The following is a 16,236-nucleotide window of genomic DNA, read 5'->3' as shown; positions in this document are numbered from 1 at the left end:
GACCCCGCGCCGCCCGCGGCGCCCCCCGCGGCCGCGGTCGACGGGGTCGGTGCGGTCTGGGCGGTACCGGTCGTCCGGATCGGTGCCGCCCTCGCCAGCCTCGGCGCCCTGCTCGCCCTGATCGCCGGCGTCGGCCGCACCACGCTCGCCATGGCCCGCAATCGCGACCTGCCCAGTTGGCTGGCCGCCGTACATCCGCGCTATCAGGTCCCGCACCACGCCGAGCTCGCGCTCGCGGTGGTGGTCGGGATCCTCGTACTCACCACTGATCTCCGCGGTGTGATCGGCTTCTCGTCGTTCGGCGTCCTGCTGTACTACGCGATCGCGAACGCCTCCGCCTTCACCCAGCCGGCCGATCAGCGCCGCTGGCCGCGCGCCGTGAACGTGATCGGCCTGACCGGGTGCGTCGTCCTCGCGGTCACCCTCCCGTGGACGTCGGCGGTCGTCGCCGCGGCCTTCCTCGCCGCAGCCCTTCTGGTACGGCGCTTTACGACAGGTCGCGCCCGATCCGCCAGAAGCTGAACCCGCTCAGCAGCAACGCCAGCGCCAGGAAGAACCCGAACTCGCGCCACTGCAGTGCCCAGAACTTGTCCGCCGCGAAGAACTTGATGTGCTGGTGGTAGCCCTCGTCCGCGAGCCGCTGGTAGCAGGCGTCCTGCTCTTCCGGAGTGCGGACCGGGCCGTTCGGGTCTCGTGGTGCACACGTGACCGCCCATCCCGGCAGGGAGCTGACTTCCTTCCCGGACTTGTCGAGGGTCTTGTCGGAGAACTTCCAGGCCCCGACCGACCCGCTCGCCACCTCCAGTTGCCTGAGTGTCGGATTCTTCTGGTCGCCGGACATCATGAAGCCGCGCACGTTGTCCTTGGTGAGGACGATGTTCTGCTCTGTCGGTGCCATCAGGTGCGGCCGGAGGAACACCGGCGTGAACACCTGGACGAGGATCACCACAGTCAGCGTGACGGCGAGTGCGACGAGGGTACGACGTACCGCGAGACCAACCGCGACGCCGAACGCGAACGCGAACGCGGCGTACCCGATCGGCACGAGCCCGCGAGCGGCGAAGGTCGGCGGGAACATCCGCGGCAGGTAGTCGTTCGAGTCCTGGCCGGCGTTGATCGCGTCGTCGATCGGATCCGACCACCACGTCACCGCGAGGCTGAGCAGGCCGGTGATCGCCATGGCGGCGAGCCCGGTGAGCCCGACCTTGGCCGCCAGCCAGCGCGTCCGGGAGATGCTCTGACCCCACACCAGCCGATGGGTACCGCTCTCGAGTTCGCGAGCGACCAGCGGCGCGCCCCAGAACCCGCCGATCGCCGGTGGTACGGCGTACAGCAGGATCAGCCCGATGCGATACAGCCACATCTGGAGTGGATGGGCCGCGAGGCTGCTGATGAAGTTGCCGGCCAATTGGCGGGAGTCGTCGAGCAGGCCGGGACCCGTCGCCGCCAGGAAGATCGCGGCGGCCGCGATCACCGACGCGACCACCAGGAACTGGACGCGGAATTGTCGCCAGGTCAGCCAGATCATCGCTGTACCTCCAGGACCGGGCGCTCGGGCTGGACGTCGCGGCCCATGTAGGCCAGGACGAGGTCCTCGAGCGTGAGTTGGGAGACCGTCCAGGCCGGATCCAGGATCGGCTTGTCGGTCCGGATCAGGTACGTCGACTGGCGGTCGGTGTGGCTCGCCGTCACGACATGCTGGTCGCGCGGCAGGTCCTTCTGGTCCCGGCGCGGACCGGTCAGCCGGACGTGCGACGCCAGCAACGTGTCGATCTCGCCGCTGACCTGCACCCGCGAATCCACCAGCACGATCAGGTAGTCGCAGGCCCGCTCGACGTCGGAGACGAGGTGCGACGACAGTACGACGCTCAGCTCCTGCTCGGCGACCGCCTCCATCAGGTCCTGGAGGAACTCGCGCCGGGCGAGCGGATCGAGCGCCGCCACCGGCTCGTCGAGGATCAGCAGATCGGGCCGCTTGGCCAGCCCGAGCGTGAGCGCGAGCTGTGCGCGCTGACCACCGGAGAGCCGCCCCGCGCGCTGCTTCGGGTCGAGCTTCAAGCGCTGGATCCGTTGCTGGGCAAAGGAATCGTCCCACGCCGGGTTGAGCCGCGCCCCGAGCCGCAGATGGTCCGCGACACTCAAACGGCTGTACGTCGGCGTGTCCTGCGCGACGTACCCGACCTTCGCCTGCTGCGTTCCCGCCGGCGCCGAGAGCACCTCGACGGACCCGGCCGACGGCGTGATCATCCCGACCGCCAGATTCAGCAACGTGCTCTTACCGGCCCCGTTGGGCCCCACGAGCCCGACCACATGCCCAGCCGGCACTTCCAGATCACAATCGGTCAGCGCCCAGCGCCGCCCATACTTCTTCCCCAGCCCATGGGCCTGCAGAACGCTCGTCATGCTATGTGCTCCTCCTGAGAGGCGGACCGAAAGGTGGTCAGGAACAGGGCCTCGATGCTTTCGTCGTCGAGGCCGGCTTTGCGCGCCTTGGCCAGCCAGCGGCGCAGATCCTGGCGGAGCGGGCCGTGGGCGGCGAGGGTGTTGTCGGTGAGGGTGCGGGTGACGAACGTCCCGCGCCCGGGACGGGCCTGCACCAGGCCCTCGTGCTCCAGTTCGCGGTACGCCTTGAGCACCGTGTTCGGGTTGATCGCCAGCGCCGCCACCACGTCCTTCACGGTCGGCAGCTGGTCCCCCTCCCGCAGCAGCCCGAGCCGCAACGCGTTCCGGACCTGCTGAACGATCTGCTGGTACGGCGAGACCCCCGACCGCCCGTCCAGATGGAACTCGATCATCCGTAACCCCATTCATCTAGGTAACTAGCACTATAGAGGTATGACGCAAATGTCCGTCAAGAGCGCGGGATTGGGTAAGGCTTGCCTCAATAGGTGAGAATGGTTGTCGTGAGCGAGCTGATCGATACCACCGAGATGTACCTGCGGACCGTCTACGAACTGGAAGAAGAGGGCATCCTGCCGCTGCGCGCTCGGATCGCCGAGCGGCTGCACCAGTCCGGTCCGACGGTCAGTCAGACGGTCGCCCGGATGGAACGTGACGGGTTGATCAAGGTGGAGGGCGACCGCCACCTGGAGCTCACCGACGTCGGCCGCAAGCAGGCGGTCCGGGTGATGCGCAAGCACCGCCTGGCCGAGCGGCTGCTGGTCGACGTGATCGGGCTCGAGTGGGAGGACGTGCACACCGAGGCGTGCCGCTGGGAGCACGTGATGAGCGACGCGGTCGAGCTGCGGCTGCTCCAGATCCTCGGCAACCCGACCGAATCGCCGTACGGGAACCCGATCCCGGGCCTCGAGGAGCTCCAGAAGGACCACCAGGTCAGCGACATCGGGGAGTTCCGGATCGGGGTCGAGCCGCTGGACCAGGTGCTCGACGCGGCCACGGGGGAGAGCGTGCGGGTGCTGGTACGGCGGATCGCGGAGCCGGTGCAGACCGACGACTTGGCGATGGCGGTGCTGCGCCGCGCCGGGGCACTGCCCGGCCGTGAGGTCGACTCCACCCTGGACGCCGAGGGCGTCCTGGTCGGGAGTCGCGAAGCCGGCGGCGTCATCACCGACGAAACCGCAGGCCACATCTTCGTCAGCAGAGTCTGACGGCCAACACAGTCAACAATGCGTTAACGCTGAGCACCCGGCGGGGCACGCCGGGTCGCCAGCCGGTAGGTTCGGGCCGCGATGTCTGAGAATGCGATCAACTGGCCGGAGTACCTGCGGGAGTTCCACACCGCGGCACCGGGCAGTACCGAAGCCCTGTTGTCACGTGCGGTGGCCGGCGACCACACGCCGTACCGCTGGCTCGTCCGTGCTGTCTCCGGCGAGGCCCGCAGGGTGCTCGACCTCGCCTGCGGCAACGGGCCGGTCGCGCGGGAGCTGTACGGGCGGTGGGTGGTCGGGGTCGACAACAACGCGGCCCAGCTCGCCGGTGCGCCCGGTCCGAAGGTACGGGCGGACGCGCTGCACCTGCCGTTCGCGAACGAGGTCTTCGACGTCGTCACGTGCTCGATGGGCCTGATGGTCCTGCAGCCGCTGCCGGACGTGCTCGCCGAGGCGGCACGGGTGCTGCGGCGGGGCGGCGTACTGGCGGCGATCGTGCCCGCCGTACGGCCGCTGCGGCGCGGCGACATCCGCACGCTGAGCGGTCTGACCACGCGGCTGCGGTCAACGCCGCAGTTCCCCGCCGGTGGTGAGATCACCGAGCTGAAGGATCAGCTGAAGCACGCCGGGTTCGACGTGATGGAGAGCCAGCGCGAGCGGTACGTGTACATGATCCGCAGCCGCGACGACGCGATGCGGCTGGTGAACGCCCTCTACCTCCCCGGTACGCCGGATGTCCGCAGGGACACCGCCGCGGCCTGGCTCGCGGACCGCGCCGAGTCCAAGGACGGGCTCGAGGTCGCGATCCCGATCCGCCGGATCACCGCGATGCGGACCAAGGTGGCGCTCACCACGTCCTGACCAGCGCCCAAGAATCGGCACGGGCTCGGTACCGTGTATCGGTGAGTGCGCTGCGCTGGTCCGTGAGGACGCTCGACCGGGCGCTCGACGGTGAGACGGTCTACCGCGAGCTGCTGGCCGCCGAGCCGGTCGCCTACTGGCTCGACGGCAGCTTGACCGACCGCGCAGCCCGCAGGATTTCAATCCTCGGTACGACGACAGAAGACGTCATCACCCGCGACGTGACCGACGGCGACGTCTTCGCCGAGCTGAACGAGCTGTTGGCCGCACGAGCCGCGGAGCCCCCGCCCGAGCTCGCCGGGCTGTTCTGCGGTGGGTACGTCGGGTACTTCGGCTATGAGCTGAAGGCGCTGACCGGGGGAGTAGCGGCGCACGAGGCTCCGACGCCGGACGCGCTGTGGATCTGGGCGAACCGGTTCGTCGTCATCGACCACGACCGGGACCTCACCTACCTGGTGGCCCTCGGCGACGGCGAGGACTGGCTGGACCGGGCCGAGGAGGCCGCGTCGAACTGGTGGATGGGCAGCGTCGACGTACCCGGGATCGCCCGGCTGGATCTCGAGGCGCACCTGGAGCAGGATCGCGCGACGTACCTGGCCGGCATCGCGCGTGTCCTGGCCGAACTCGAGGCGGGCCAGTCGTACGAGGTCAACCTGACGAACCGGGTCCGGCTGCCCGCGGTCCAGGACCCGTTCGAGTTCTTCCGCTGGCAACGGTCCGCGAACCCAGCGCCGTACGCCGCCTTCCTCCGGTACGGCGATCTCGCCGTGGCGAGCTCGTCGCCCGAGCGATTCCTGACCGTCGATGCGGACGGATGGGCCGAGTGCCGGCCGATCAAGGGGACCGCGCCGCGCGACCTCGACCCGGCGCAGGACCAGCTCGCCGCGAAGGCACTGGCCGAGGACGACAAGACCCGCGCCGAGAACCTGATGATCGTCGACCTGATCCGCAACGACCTCGGCCGGGTCAGCGTGCCGGGGACCGTGAACGTGCCGCAGCTGATGCAGGTCGAGAGCTACCGCACCGTGCACCAATTGGTGACGACCGTACGCGGTCGGCTGCGCGACGGTGTGACCGCGGTGGACGCCGTACGCGCATGCTTCCCGCCGGGGTCGATGACGGGCGCGCCGAAGATCCGCACGATGGAGATCATCGACTCGTTGGAGTGGAGTGCGCGGGGGGTGTACTCCGGTGCGCTCGGCTACCTCACCGTGGACGGGCGGGCGGACCTGAGTGTGGTGATCCGGACGGCGGTGCTGACGCCGGACGGGACCGTGGTCGGGGCCGGGGGTGCGATCGTGCTGGACTCCGACCCGGTCGCGGAGTACGACGAAATGGTGCTGAAGGCAACGGCTGCCGTCGGCGGACAGAGGCGACAGGGATTGGGTGGGGGAGAATGACGGAACTGTTGGTGGCGGATTCGTTTCTGGTTGCCAATGGCAAGGTTCGGGGGCTGGAGCTGCACCGGGACCGGTTCGTCCGGTCGTGTGCCGCGGCGGGGGTGCCCGCGGAGCGGTTCTGGGACGAGCAGATCGGGCGGTTGCCCGGGTTCGGGCGGTGGTTCCCGCGGTTCGAGCTGCGCGCTTCCGGTGAGCTCGCGGTGCAGCTGCGGCCCGCGCCGCCGATCGGTGGCCGGGTGCGGGTCGCCGTACACCAGGGACCGGATCCGCGGACGGCGCCGCGGGTGAAGGGGCCGGATCTGGAGCTGCTCGGCAAGCTGAAGGAGTCCGCGGCGGACCGTGCCGACGAGATCCTGTTGCTGGACACCGACGGGACGGTCCTCGAGGCGGCGTACTCGGCCGTCGCGTGGTGGGAGGACGACACCCTCTGCTTCCCGGAGCCGGACCGCCCGCTGCTCCTTTCGGTCACGGCTCAGCTGCTCCGCCGGATCGCCGCCGCCCAGGGCATCGAGGTCGCCGAGCACCCGATCACGCCCGACGAGCTGCAGAACACCACCGAGGCCTGGCTGGTCAACGCACTGCACGGCATCCGCCCCATCCACGCCTGGGGCCCGTCCGCGATCGACCCCCTCCCCAACTCCCACGCCGCCCTCTGGCAGTCCCACCTCGAATCCCTGGCCACCCGCCTGCCATAGCTGCAGCTCGACAGGACGTATACGTCCACCGCCGGCCACTCCCCGCCTGCGCTGACCCGGAACTCCGCTCGATCGACGGACATGTCCTGTCGAGCATGCACACCCGTCTTGCAAATGTGATATCACTTTGCTACCTTTGAGCTATTCGAGAGGAGCTTGTGATGGTGGATGTCGCGGTGGAGATGCCGGCGCCGAAGGTGACCGAGCGCGTGGGGCGAGGGCTGAACGGGTGGCCGATGGCGGCGCTCGCGCTGGTGTTGGCGGTGGTCGGCGTGCTGTTGTTCGTGCTCAGTGCGGGCGACGGCGTACTGATCGGCCTGGGGATCGTGGTGATCCTGGCCGCGCTGATCGTCGCCGCCGGGCTGACCGCGGTGTCGCCGGGGCGGGCCCGGGTGCTGCAGGTCCTCGGGCGGTACGCCGGGACGATCCGGACGGACGGTCTGCGCTGGGTGAACCCGATCTCCACGCGGCGCGAGGTCTCGACCCGGATCCGCAACCACGAGACAGCCGTTGCCAAGGTCAACGATGCCGACGGCAACCCGATCGAGATCGCCGCGGTCGTGGTGTGGCAGGTCGAGGACACCGCGCAGGCGATGTTCGAGGTGGACGATTTCGTCGAGTTCGTGGCGATCCAGACCGAGACCGCCGTACGGCACATCGCCAACAGCTATCCGTACGACGTACACACGGACGACGGTGTGCTGTCGCTGCGGGACAGTACCGACGAGATCACCGAGACGCTGTCGGCGGAGATCGGCGCCCGCGTGCACGCGGCAGGTGTCCGGGTGATCGAGTCCCGGATCACGCACCTCGCGTACGCGCCGGAGATCGCCCAGGCGATGCTGCGTCGCCAACAGGCCGGTGCGGTGGTCGCGGCCCGGCAGCGGATCGTCGAAGGTGCGGTCGGCATGGTCGAGCTGGCGCTGGCGCGGCTGTCGGAGCACGAGGTGGTCGAGCTCGACGAGGAGCGCAAGGCGACGATGGTCAGCAACCTGCTGGTGGTGCTCTGCGGCGATCGCGACGCCCAACCGGTGGTCAACGCCGGCTCGCTCTACCAGTGAGTTCGCAGTGCCTGTCGAACGCAAGAAGATCCTGCTGCGGCTGGATCCTGCGGTGCATGACGCGCTCGCCCGCTGGGCGGCCGACGACCTGCGCAGCACGAACGCCCAGATCGAGTACCTGCTCCGCCGCGCCCTGGCCGACGCCGGCCGCCTCCCGACCGGTGTGACCAAGCAACGCCGCCCGGGGCGCCCGTCCAAGGAGGACAACGATGAGTAGAGCTGTGGTGACGCCGCTCCGGCGGCCGGAACGCTCGATGTCGGCCAGGCGACCGGCCCGACCCCGCAAGACAGTTGCACTCGGCAACGCAGCTGCACCGGACTCCTTGGCTGCAAGGGTTTTTCTGCTCGCCTACGATCCGGAGCGCGGTCGGCTGACTGCCCGGTCGAAGTTGGGGAAGGTGCTGCGCGCGGCAGTGCTCGTCGACCTGCAGCTCAACGGGTACATCGACGACGACGGCGGGCGCGCGCGGGTCACGACGCCCGGAACGCGGTCGGTGCCGATGGATCCGGTGGTGGCGGCGGTGCTTGAGGAGTTGCGGGCGGTGGGGCCGCGGCGGTGGCGGCACTGGATCGATCGGCGGGGTGGTGCGGCCGTTCGTCAGGTCCGTGACGAGCTCGCTCGCGCGCACCTGATCAAGGTCGAGCCACATCGCGTCCTCGGCATCTTCCCGGCGGCTCGCATCACGCTGCGCCACCCGCTGGTACGCCGCCATCTCCTCCAGAGCGCCCGCGACACCCTGCGACCGTCCCGGCTCGTCTCGCGCGTGGACCTCCGCGACGCCGCCGTCGTCGTACTCGCATCCACGGCGGATCTGCGCACGGTCGTCACGAAGGAGCAGCGGGCCCGGCACAAGGATCGCCTGGCCCAGCTCGCGGTCCGCGTCGGTCCCGTCGCACCGGCCCTGAAGAAGTCGCTCCAGCAGTCGCAGAACTCGGCGTGACCCCGGCCAGGAGCTACGGTTCGTTACTCAAGTAACGAACCGAATATCCGCCCTTCGCTTCGCTCGGGCGGGGATGGGGAGAGGGGGTGGTGGATGGTGTTCGACGACCGGAGTCCGATCTACCTGCAGATCGCCGAGCAGATCAAGAACGACATCGTGTCCGGCGCGCTGGCCGAGGACGAGCAGGTGATGTCGACCAACCAGTACGCCGCCTTCTACCGGATCAATCCGGCCACCGCCGCCAAGGGGTTCGCCCAACTGGTCGACGACGGTGTGCTGTACAAGAAGCGCGGGATCGGGATGTTCGTCGCGCCGAACGCCCGCGACCTGCTCCGCACCGGCCGCCGCGACTCGTTCTTCGCCGACGTCGTCGACCCGATGATCCGCGAGGCCAAAGCGATCGGCATCCCCCTCAAAGACATCGTCCAGCACGTCCGCAGCTACGGAGAAGCCTGATGACCGCCGCCCTGACTGTGAGGACCGACGATCTGTCGGTCCGGTTCGCCGGTGTGCCCGCGCTGGATCGGCTCGATCTGCGGCTCGCGCCGGGGAAGATCCACGGGCTGCTCGGCCGGAACGGGTCCGGCAAGAGCACGCTCGCTGCCACCCTGGCCGGTTTCCGGCGGCCTGACGAGGGCCGGGTGCTGATCGAGGGCGGCGACCTCGGTACGGCGCAGGAGCCGTACGAGAACGCGGTCGTGACGAGCCGGGTGTGCCTGATCCGCGAGTCCGGTGACCGTCCGGACGCCGTACCCGTCAAGTACGCGGTCGGGCTCGCTGCGGCGCTGCGCCCGTACTGGGACGCCGACCTCGCCGGCGACCTCCTGGACCGTTTCGAGGTCCCGCTGAACAAGAAGATCCAGAAGCTCTCCCGCGGTAAGAAGTCCGCTCTCGGTGTCGTCATCGGCCTCGCCAGCCGTGCTCCGCTGACGATCTTCGACGAGAGCTACCTGGGTATGGACGTCCCGTCCCGGAACCTGTTCTACGACATGCTGCTCGCCGACTACACCGAGGTGCCGCGCACGATCGTGCTGTCCACCCATCTGGTCAGCGAGGTGAGCACGATGCTCGAGGAGGTCGTGATCCTCGACCGGGGCCGGCTCGTCACCCAGTCGCCGGTGGACGCGCTCCGCGGTCGCGGCGCCTCGATCGTCGGCCCGGCCGCGGCCGTCGACGAGTTCACTGCCGGCTTCACCGTGCTCGCGGAGGAGCGGCTCGGCGGCACCAAGTCGACCACGGTCCTCGGCGACCTCGACCCGGTGCTGCTCGCCCAGGCGACCGCAGCCGGCCTGGAGATCGGCCCGGTCGGCCTGCAGGACCTCTTCGTCCACCTCACGGGAGCCAAATCATGAGTACGGCGGTCCAGACCAGGGCGCTGCCGCGCGGTGTCACCGACTGGCATCGGCTCAAGCACGTGCTGCGGTCGCTGGCGATCGGTCTCCGGCCGATGCTGCTCGGCTACTGGGCGGTGATGGTCTTCGCGTTGTTCCTCATGGGCATCGTCTTCCAGCTCCTGTCCAACGGCGTCACCACCAGCGCGTGGGACTACGGAACCCAGTCGCCGAAGTACTTCTCGATGGCCGTCGGCATCACCATCACCCCGGCGTACTTCGCGCTGCTGATCTCCCAGGGAATCACCCGCCGCATGATTTCGGTTGCCGCAGGCATCTATCTCACCGGCGCCGCGGCGGCCAGCGCACTGCTGTGGGTTCTGGTCTACCAGCTGGAACACGCGCTGTACGCGTGGCAGGACTGGCCCGCCAAACTGACCAACCCGCACCTGTTTACGAGTACGTCGCAGGTCGGGCTGGTGTTCGCCGAGTTCTTCCTGATGATCATCGCCCACGAGGTGACCGGCTGGCTGCTCGGCATCACGTTCGTCCGGTTCGGATTCTGGCGCGGCATCCTGCTGCTGCCGCTCGCCCTCGTGCCCGCGGCGGCGGCCGAGTTCCTGCTCGTCGCCCAGTGGCTCGCGGACGTGCTGAACAACATCGGCTACCACCGTCCACCACTCGCCGTCGCCGTACCCGCGGTTCTCGTGGTCAGTGTGCTCGGCGTGTACGCCGGGTACCGGCTCCTGTACCCGATGGCAGTCAAACCACCGAAGGGTTGACGTGGTTATACACAGGGGGTGTGCATAACCTGGACGGTTTCTGTGGATGGCCGCGGAATCACTGTGGACGACCGAAACTGTTGCCTGGAAAGGGTTGTGCGGGGCCTGCCGACAGCGGTAGAAAGGTCGACACGTTGCTTCGATCGGAGCGGCGGGTCGAACGGAAACCGAGGGCCCTCGCGGTGGGGATCCCCACCGAGGTAGACCGGTGACGGGGTCTGCCGGCCTCCACGGACCCGTATCGGGAAGCTGGAGACGTCACCTTCCTTCAGCTGTGCGGGCCCCTCCGACTCATACTCGGAGGGGCCCGCCTTCTGTTTCCCACCAAGACTGCGCAGTACCGGATTCCGGGCATGACAAAGCCGGCCGATGCGCAGAACGGTTGCGCACCGGCCGGCTCCACCCACAACCCCGAGCGAAGCGAGGGGCTGTTTGCTTTTGCTCTTTTCGTTCAATCACTTGAGCGTGATCGTCAGTGCCGTGTGCGCACCGCGCGCCGGCACCTGAACCTCCGTCCCACGGCTCGTATTCACGAGCTTGTACTGCGCTGCGTGACCGTCGACCGTCACGCTCTGCACCTTCGCACCGGTCGGCAGTACGGCGCCGACCGTGAGCGCCGCGCCGACGCCCTTCGCGGTCACCTCGGTCGACAACGCCTTACCTGCAAGGCGCGCCGACACGTCAACCGTACCGCGACCGACCCGGATGTTGCTTCCGGCCACCTTCTGCTGACCTTCCGGGATTTGCGGTACGACGGCGATCCGCCCGTGGCCCAGATCGGGATCGACGCCGAGCTGCTGGTGGACCACCGGCCAGAGGATGCCGTACGCGCCCCACGCCTGCAGCGTCATCGAGCGGTCGTAGAACGGCCGGCCGATGTTCGCCGGCGAATCCGGCGACGGAGCGATCTCCGGCATCGCACCGGGTGTCTCCCAGACCGACGGGTCGAGCTGAATCCGCGCGTTGCCGGTCGTGTACCGCTGCTGCTGCTTCGTGCCCAGGCGGCCGAAGTTGCCCTCCGCAACCGCCATGATCGACGTGTTCAGACCGAACATGGTGCGCTCGCTCTGGACCTGGGAAACGATCGGGTCGCAGGCGTCGCCGCGGTTGCCGCCCTCGGCGGAGGTCGGGCCGCTGCCGGTGTGGAAGAGACCGAATTCCCCTGTGTAGCAGGACGTTTCGCGTTGGTCGAGCGCGGTCTTCGCGTGCTCGGCCGACGACAGCGGCGACGTCTGGCCCGGACGGGTCAGCACCGCCTCCATCGGCGTGACACCGATCCAGTGCCGCTGGAAGATCGGGGTGTTGTCGTTCGCCGGGTTGGCCGGGTCGTCGACCGAGTCGGCGTACCCCTTCGCTGCCGACACCCACCACTGCGCCTCGAACTTGGACTCGAGGTCGTTGGCGCGACCGGTCGCCCACTGCTGCACCTTCGTGTCGTGCTTCGACGCGGCGAGGTCGGCCAGGTCCCGCAGGCCGCGGGCGAGGTACACGGTGCTGTCGAGCTTCTCGACGCCCATGCCGTTGCGTTCGACGTTCGCCAGGCCCTCGGGCCAGCCGTCGCCGTCCTTGTCGAGGTTCTTGTAGACGTACTGCAGGTTCCGGACGCTGAAGTCGTACATCTCGTCGCGGAACTTGTTGTCACCGGTCCACCGCCACAGCAGTGCGACCGTACTCGGGAACTTCACCGTTTCGTCGGTGTTGCCCGCGCTCTGGTTCGAGCCGAAGTACACGTCGCCGGTCGGAGTCACCTCGTGCGCGACCTTGCCGCTGCGGTTGTTGAGAAGGTCACTGACGTCGCGTAGGGCCCGCAAATGTTCCTTCACGGTGTCGAACTGACCGGCGGCGACCGCAGCGAACGCGGTGTACTCACCATCGGTCGCGAACAGCCACGGGTAGTCCGGGAAACCGGCGCCGAACCAGCGCGCCGCGGACACAGACCCGACCGGTGCCGGGTAGTCCTTGCCTTCGTTCACGTCCCGGATCTGCAGGTTGCGCGCCTCCTGGACCGAGTCCGCGAGGTTCTGCTTGCTCCACTCGACACTCTGCTGCAGTAGACGGTCGCCAGGAAGGTCCACTGCGGACTGCGCGTCGATCTGCTGCCGCGCGGCGGTCTTTGCCCGCAGCAACTTGTCCGGGTCGCTCAAGGCCTTGCCGTACTCGCGTGCCGCGGCCCCGCTGCCCTGATCCGATCCGGCCACGGCGAACCAGATCGTCTTCCGCTGACCCGGCGCCAGCGGTACGTCGTACGTGAGCCGGCCGCCGGTACCCTTTCCGACGAGCGAGTCGTCGCACCGCGCAGGCGTCGTACCGTCGGCCGGGCAGGTCACCGCCGGGCTCTGCGGACCGCGGTAGTCCTGGCCGAGCTCGTGGCCCGTCGGACGCAGGGACGATCCGACGAACGCGGCGTAGTCGTGCGGTGTCGCGTTCGCGTATTTCGGGGTGCCCTGATCCTGGAACCGGAGCGCGCCGTCGCTGAAGTCGCCGGTGTCGGGCAGGTTCGCGTCCGCGGCGCTCGGGGTGGTCCAGCCCCACGGATACGGCTGCATCAGCTCCGAGTGCGCGTCGACGTCGAGCTTGACCGTCTTCGCCGTACTCGAGCTGAGCGTGAGTCCGACGAGCGTCGCGCGGATCCCGTCGGGGACGAAGTCGGTACGGCGTACGCTCACGGCACCGGAGTAGTCGATCCGGCTGTAGCCGTGGCCGCTGGTGTACTTCGCGGCCGGCACCTGCTTGCCGAGCCAGTTCCCGTCGAGGCCGAACCAGATGCCGTCGAGCAGCTTGATCGGCTGCGACCAGAAGCCGCCCATCTCGCCGCGGATGTGCCACCCGGCGGCGGGGTAGAGACCGGACTCGTCGCCCATCGCGTAGGCCCGGTCGCCGACCACGAGCGAACGGCGGTCGGCGAGACGTGTGGTCTCGGAGAGCTCGGACGCGGCGGCCGATGCGGAGGCGATCGTGGATTCGGTCGTGGATGAGCCGGCGGTGGACGACCCGGCGGTGGAAGGGCCGGCCAGGGCGGAGGCGGTGCCGGCGAGGATCGTTGCGGTGGCGAGCAGCGTGATGCCGGCGGTCCGGCGTACCGGTTTCCGGCGGGGCGGGGCGGAGCTACTTCGGTTGGTCGGATAGGGAGTCATGGCGGTTCCTCCTTCTCGCGGCGCCCGGGGAGAAGCGCCGAAAATCAGCCAGGGGCCGAGCTGCCCCTGATCACCAGTTCTGGCCGCAACAGGCGTTCGATCGGGCTCCCGTTGCCGGAGCCGGTCAGGATCGTGATCAGCTCTTCGGCGATCCGGTCCATCGGTTGCTGGAGGCTGGTCAGGCCGGGGGAGACGACCTCCGCGAGTGGGGAGTCGTCGAACCCGGTGACGCCGACGTCCTGGCCTGGGGTGAGGCCACGGCGGTTCAGCTCGCGGAGCGCGCCGAGCGCGAGAATGTCGCTCAGGGCAACGATCCCGTCGACGGCCCGGCCGGTGTCGAGCAGCCGCGCGGTGGCGCGGGCGCCCTCCTCGATGCTGTCCTCACGGCATCGGACGGTCAGCCCGGTGGTCGGCAGACCGAGATCCTTGCACGCATCACGCCAGCCGCCGACGCGGTCCTCGCCCAGCCCGGACGACTTCGGCCAGCCCAGGAACGCGATCTGGCGGCGGCCGCCGTCGTACAGATGCCGGACCGCCGTCGCGGAGCCGGCCGCGCCGTCGACGTCCACCCACGGACCGGGTTGCGTGGTTTCCTTCCACACCCGGCCGAAGCTCACGAACGGGATGTCCTGGTCCTTCAGCCAGCCGTGCCGCGGGTCGTGCGTCTCGGTCTGCGACAGGACGAACCCGTCGACCATCCGGCGCGCATGCAGGTCGTCGTACGTCGGCATACCGTCGACGCCACCCGGCGCGGTGAACAGCAGGATGTGCCGACCGGTGCGTTCCGCGGCGCCGCAGAGGGCATGCAGGAACTGGTCCATCACCAGGTGCGTCTGGTTCGGCCAGCTCGGCACGCAGTACCCGATCAGCTCGACCGCGCTGGTGCGCAGACTGCGCGCGTTACGATTGGGCCGGTAGTTGAGCAGTTCGATCGAACGGTTCACGCGCTCGAGCGTGTCCGCGCGCAGCCGGTGCGGGGCGTTCAACGCGTTCGATACGGTCTGCACAGAGACCTCGGCGTGGGCGGCAACTTGCTTCAAAGTAGCCACAGCGACCTCCCACGGGGGTTTTGAACGTTAAAAACATCGGCAGTCTCCCCCGAGGCGGTCGCGGTGTCAACGGTTCAACATCTCACCCGTCGCCTTCGTCACCCTGCGTCGCCTGCGTCGCGCCGTACGGCGTCAGCCTGCCGGGGGTCCTTGCTCGACGATGGCTCGCGTCTCCGCGACGGACAGCGGCGGGATCCATCGGCCCCACCACATCGCCCCCGCCTCGGCGAACGCGGCCGGGTCCCCACCGCTCACCTTCACGTCGAGATCCCTAGGGCTGTCCGCTCGTAGCGCGCGGACGTCGTCCGGGGTGATTTGCTGGGGTGCGTCCGTGCTGCCTTTGTACGCGCAGGACCCGTCCCAGCGAAGGATCCGCCGCCGTACGGCAGGCACCAGAAAGTTGCCTCCTACCCAGATCGGGATCCGCGGCTCCTGCACCGGCCGCGCCGTCAGTTGCGCGTCCTTCAACGTGTAGTGCCTCCCGCCGAAGCTCACCGGCCGCCCGGTCCACAGCTCGTCGATGATCGCGAGCGCTTCGTCGAGCATCTCCGCGAGCACCCGCGGACTCTTCCGCTCCAGGAACGGATCACCCGGATCCCCGATCCCGACGCCGAGGATCATCCGCCCGCCGGACAGCCGATCCAACGCCACCGCCTCCGCCGCCACCTTCCACGGCCGCCGCCGAGGCAACGGCGTAACAGTAGTCCCGATCCGAATCCGCTCGGTCCGCATCGCCATCGCCGCCAGACAAATCCACGGATCATACGTCGGCCGCGACGCATCCCCCTGATAGACCAGGTAATCCTCCAAGAACAACCCGTCCCATCCACTGTCCTCCACCACTCGGGCAAGCTCCGCCAACCCCCGCGGATCCCGCCCAACCCCCACCGCCCCCACCGTCACCGAAAACCTCACCCACACAACCCTAAAGCCACCCACCGACAACCCCCGCCCACCGACAACCCCCGCCCACCGCCGGCCAGGACCACCGCCGGCCCCGGCCCACCGACAACCCCGGCCCACCGACAACCCCGGCCCACCGACAACCCCGCCCCCTGGGCCCAGTCAACGCGGGGGGATAGGCTCTTGTGACGCATGTGTGGGGTCATCGATTGGCCGTGCCGTCCTGCGGAGCGTGGCTCCCGGCGGCGTCTGAGCGGGTGCCGCCCCCGCCCCCTTCACCACCACGCCGGCAGGGCGGGTTACCGGGCGTGGCGCGGAGCGAGACTCAGGTGAGCGGGGAGGAACCCTGCCCGATCAGGGCAGAAGATCCTCCCCAGTCCCCCAGTCCCCCCAATCCCCCCAATGCCCCGGACAACCCGGACAACCCGGACAACCCGGACAACCCGGACAACCCGGACAACCCGGACACTG

The 16,236-nt window shown here is 68.9% G+C and carries 17 protein-coding genes; 11 read left to right on the top strand and 6 right to left on the bottom strand.

Annotated elements, in window-relative coordinates:
* A partial coding sequence (locus ACWF0M_RS37715; protein WP_452240568.1) for an amino acid permease occupies nucleotides 1–522 on the top strand: 522 nt, incomplete at its 5' end.
* Here ACWF0M_RS37715 and ACWF0M_RS37710 read toward each other — a convergent pair.
* The 3 genes from ACWF0M_RS37710 to ACWF0M_RS37700 are packed head-to-tail and all read right to left on the bottom strand — an operon-like array spanning nucleotide 488 to nucleotide 2,795.
* Nucleotides 488–1,528, bottom strand: coding sequence for an ABC transporter permease (locus ACWF0M_RS37710; RefSeq protein ID WP_452240567.1), 1,041 nt, complete (start codon nucleotides 1,526–1,528; stop codon nucleotides 488–490). The genes ACWF0M_RS37715 and ACWF0M_RS37710 overlap by 35 nt on opposite strands.
* The gene (locus ACWF0M_RS37705; protein WP_452240566.1) at nucleotides 1,525–2,403 is read right to left on the bottom strand and encodes an ABC transporter ATP-binding protein; all 879 of its coding nucleotides are present in this window, start codon (nucleotides 2,401–2,403) and stop codon (nucleotides 1,525–1,527) included. Before ACWF0M_RS37705 ends, ACWF0M_RS37710 begins: the two co-directional genes overlap by 4 nt.
* Nucleotides 2,400–2,795, bottom strand: coding sequence for a GntR family transcriptional regulator (locus tag ACWF0M_RS37700; RefSeq protein WP_165546354.1), 396 nt, complete (start codon nucleotides 2,793–2,795; stop codon nucleotides 2,400–2,402). The genes ACWF0M_RS37705 and ACWF0M_RS37700 overlap by 4 nt, the downstream gene beginning before the upstream one ends.
* Nucleotides 2,796–2,894: 99 nt before the next feature.
* Between ACWF0M_RS37700 and ACWF0M_RS37695 the strand changes: the two genes are divergently transcribed.
* The 10 genes from ACWF0M_RS37695 to ACWF0M_RS37650 all read left to right on the top strand — a co-directional run bounded on the left by ACWF0M_RS37695 (nucleotide 2,895) and on the right by ACWF0M_RS37650 (nucleotide 10,679).
* On the top strand, nucleotides 2,895–3,608 hold the full coding sequence (locus tag ACWF0M_RS37695) for a metal-dependent transcriptional regulator (protein ID WP_452240570.1): 714 nt from the start codon (nucleotides 2,895–2,897) through the stop codon (nucleotides 3,606–3,608).
* Between the two features lie 81 nt (nucleotides 3,609–3,689).
* Entirely contained in the window at nucleotides 3,690–4,469 is a 780-nt protein-coding gene (locus ACWF0M_RS37690) for a class I SAM-dependent methyltransferase (RefSeq protein WP_452240565.1), read from the top strand.
* Between the two features lie 41 nt (nucleotides 4,470–4,510).
* A complete protein-coding gene (pabB, locus tag ACWF0M_RS37685) occupies nucleotides 4,511–5,869 on the top strand; it encodes an aminodeoxychorismate synthase component I (RefSeq protein WP_452240564.1) in 1,359 nt (452 codons plus the stop codon).
* Nucleotides 5,866–6,564, top strand: coding sequence for an aminotransferase class IV (locus ACWF0M_RS37680; protein WP_452240563.1), 699 nt, complete (start codon nucleotides 5,866–5,868; stop codon nucleotides 6,562–6,564). The genes pabB and ACWF0M_RS37680 overlap by 4 nt, the downstream gene beginning before the upstream one ends.
* A 161-nt stretch (nucleotides 6,565–6,725) precedes the next feature.
* Nucleotides 6,726–7,625, top strand: a complete 900-nt coding sequence (locus ACWF0M_RS37675) for an SPFH domain-containing protein (protein WP_452240562.1) — start codon at nucleotides 6,726–6,728, stop codon at nucleotides 7,623–7,625.
* Between the two features lie 7 nt (nucleotides 7,626–7,632).
* Complete coding sequence (locus ACWF0M_RS37670; RefSeq protein ID WP_452240561.1) at nucleotides 7,633–7,842, top strand: hypothetical protein; 210 nt, start codon at nucleotides 7,633–7,635, stop codon at nucleotides 7,840–7,842.
* Complete coding sequence (locus ACWF0M_RS37665) at nucleotides 7,835–8,566, top strand: GOLPH3/VPS74 family protein (protein WP_452240560.1); 732 nt, start codon at nucleotides 7,835–7,837, stop codon at nucleotides 8,564–8,566. The genes ACWF0M_RS37670 and ACWF0M_RS37665 overlap by 8 nt, the downstream gene beginning before the upstream one ends.
* Before the next feature lie 93 nt (nucleotides 8,567–8,659).
* Entirely contained in the window at nucleotides 8,660–9,022 is a 363-nt protein-coding gene (locus ACWF0M_RS37660; protein ID WP_452240559.1) for a GntR family transcriptional regulator, read from the top strand.
* Nucleotides 9,022–9,918 (top strand): ATP-binding cassette domain-containing protein, encoded by an 897-nt coding sequence (locus ACWF0M_RS37655; protein WP_452240558.1) that lies wholly within the window; start codon nucleotides 9,022–9,024, stop codon nucleotides 9,916–9,918. Before ACWF0M_RS37660 ends, ACWF0M_RS37655 begins: the two co-directional genes overlap by 1 nt.
* Nucleotides 9,915–10,679: a hypothetical protein gene (locus ACWF0M_RS37650; protein ID WP_452240557.1), complete on the top strand. Its 765-nt coding sequence runs from the start codon at nucleotides 9,915–9,917 to the stop codon at nucleotides 10,677–10,679. Before ACWF0M_RS37655 ends, ACWF0M_RS37650 begins: the two co-directional genes overlap by 4 nt.
* A gap of 455 nt (nucleotides 10,680–11,134) precedes the next feature.
* Here the strand turns inward: ACWF0M_RS37650 and ACWF0M_RS37645 are convergent, their stop codons facing one another.
* The 3 genes from ACWF0M_RS37645 to ACWF0M_RS37635 all read right to left on the bottom strand — a co-directional run bounded on the left by ACWF0M_RS37645 (nucleotide 11,135) and on the right by ACWF0M_RS37635 (nucleotide 15,750).
* Nucleotides 11,135–13,813 (bottom strand): glycogen debranching protein, encoded by a 2,679-nt coding sequence (locus ACWF0M_RS37645; RefSeq protein ID WP_452240556.1) that lies wholly within the window; start codon nucleotides 13,811–13,813, stop codon nucleotides 11,135–11,137.
* Nucleotides 13,814–13,857: 44 nt separating this feature from the next.
* Entirely contained in the window at nucleotides 13,858–14,862 is a 1,005-nt protein-coding gene (locus ACWF0M_RS37640) for a LacI family DNA-binding transcriptional regulator (RefSeq protein WP_452240555.1), read from the bottom strand.
* 132 nt (nucleotides 14,863–14,994) lie between these two features.
* Entirely contained in the window at nucleotides 14,995–15,750 is a 756-nt protein-coding gene (locus ACWF0M_RS37635; RefSeq protein ID WP_452240569.1) for an LLM class flavin-dependent oxidoreductase, read from the bottom strand.
* Between the last annotated feature and the right edge of the window lie 486 nt (nucleotides 15,751–16,236).

Source organism: Kribbella sp. NPDC055110 (assembly GCF_053607525.1).
Note: the sequence above shows the minus strand (reverse complement) of the source record. Positions and strands in the feature narration are given on the sequence as shown.

Coding starts and splice junctions, on each gene's coding strand:
- ACWF0M_RS37675 (WP_452240562.1), top strand. CDS start 6,726: ATGGTGGATGTCGCGGTGGAGATGCCGGCGCCGAAGGTGACCGAGCGC.
- ACWF0M_RS37655 (WP_452240558.1), top strand. CDS start 9,022: ATGACCGCCGCCCTGACTGTGAGGACCGACGATCTGTCGGTCCGGTTC.
- ACWF0M_RS37650 (WP_452240557.1), top strand. CDS start 9,915: ATGAGTACGGCGGTCCAGACCAGGGCGCTGCCGCGCGGTGTCACCGAC.
- ACWF0M_RS37680 (WP_452240563.1), top strand. CDS start 5,866: ATGACGGAACTGTTGGTGGCGGATTCGTTTCTGGTTGCCAATGGCAAG.
- ACWF0M_RS37645 (WP_452240556.1), bottom strand. CDS start 13,813: ATGACTCCCTATCCGACCAACCGAAGTAGCTCCGCCCCGCCCCGCCGG.
- ACWF0M_RS37660 (WP_452240559.1), top strand. CDS start 8,660: ATGGTGTTCGACGACCGGAGTCCGATCTACCTGCAGATCGCCGAGCAG.
- ACWF0M_RS37695 (WP_452240570.1), top strand. CDS start 2,895: ATGGTTGTCGTGAGCGAGCTGATCGATACCACCGAGATGTACCTGCGG.
- ACWF0M_RS37700 (WP_165546354.1), bottom strand. CDS start 2,795: ATGATCGAGTTCCATCTGGACGGGCGGTCGGGGGTCTCGCCGTACCAG.
- ACWF0M_RS37665 (WP_452240560.1), top strand. CDS start 7,835: ATGAGTAGAGCTGTGGTGACGCCGCTCCGGCGGCCGGAACGCTCGATG.
- ACWF0M_RS37705 (WP_452240566.1), bottom strand. CDS start 2,403: ATGACGAGCGTTCTGCAGGCCCATGGGCTGGGGAAGAAGTATGGGCGG.
- ACWF0M_RS37710 (WP_452240567.1), bottom strand. CDS start 1,528: ATGATCTGGCTGACCTGGCGACAATTCCGCGTCCAGTTCCTGGTGGTC.
- ACWF0M_RS37690 (WP_452240565.1), top strand. CDS start 3,690: ATGTCTGAGAATGCGATCAACTGGCCGGAGTACCTGCGGGAGTTCCAC.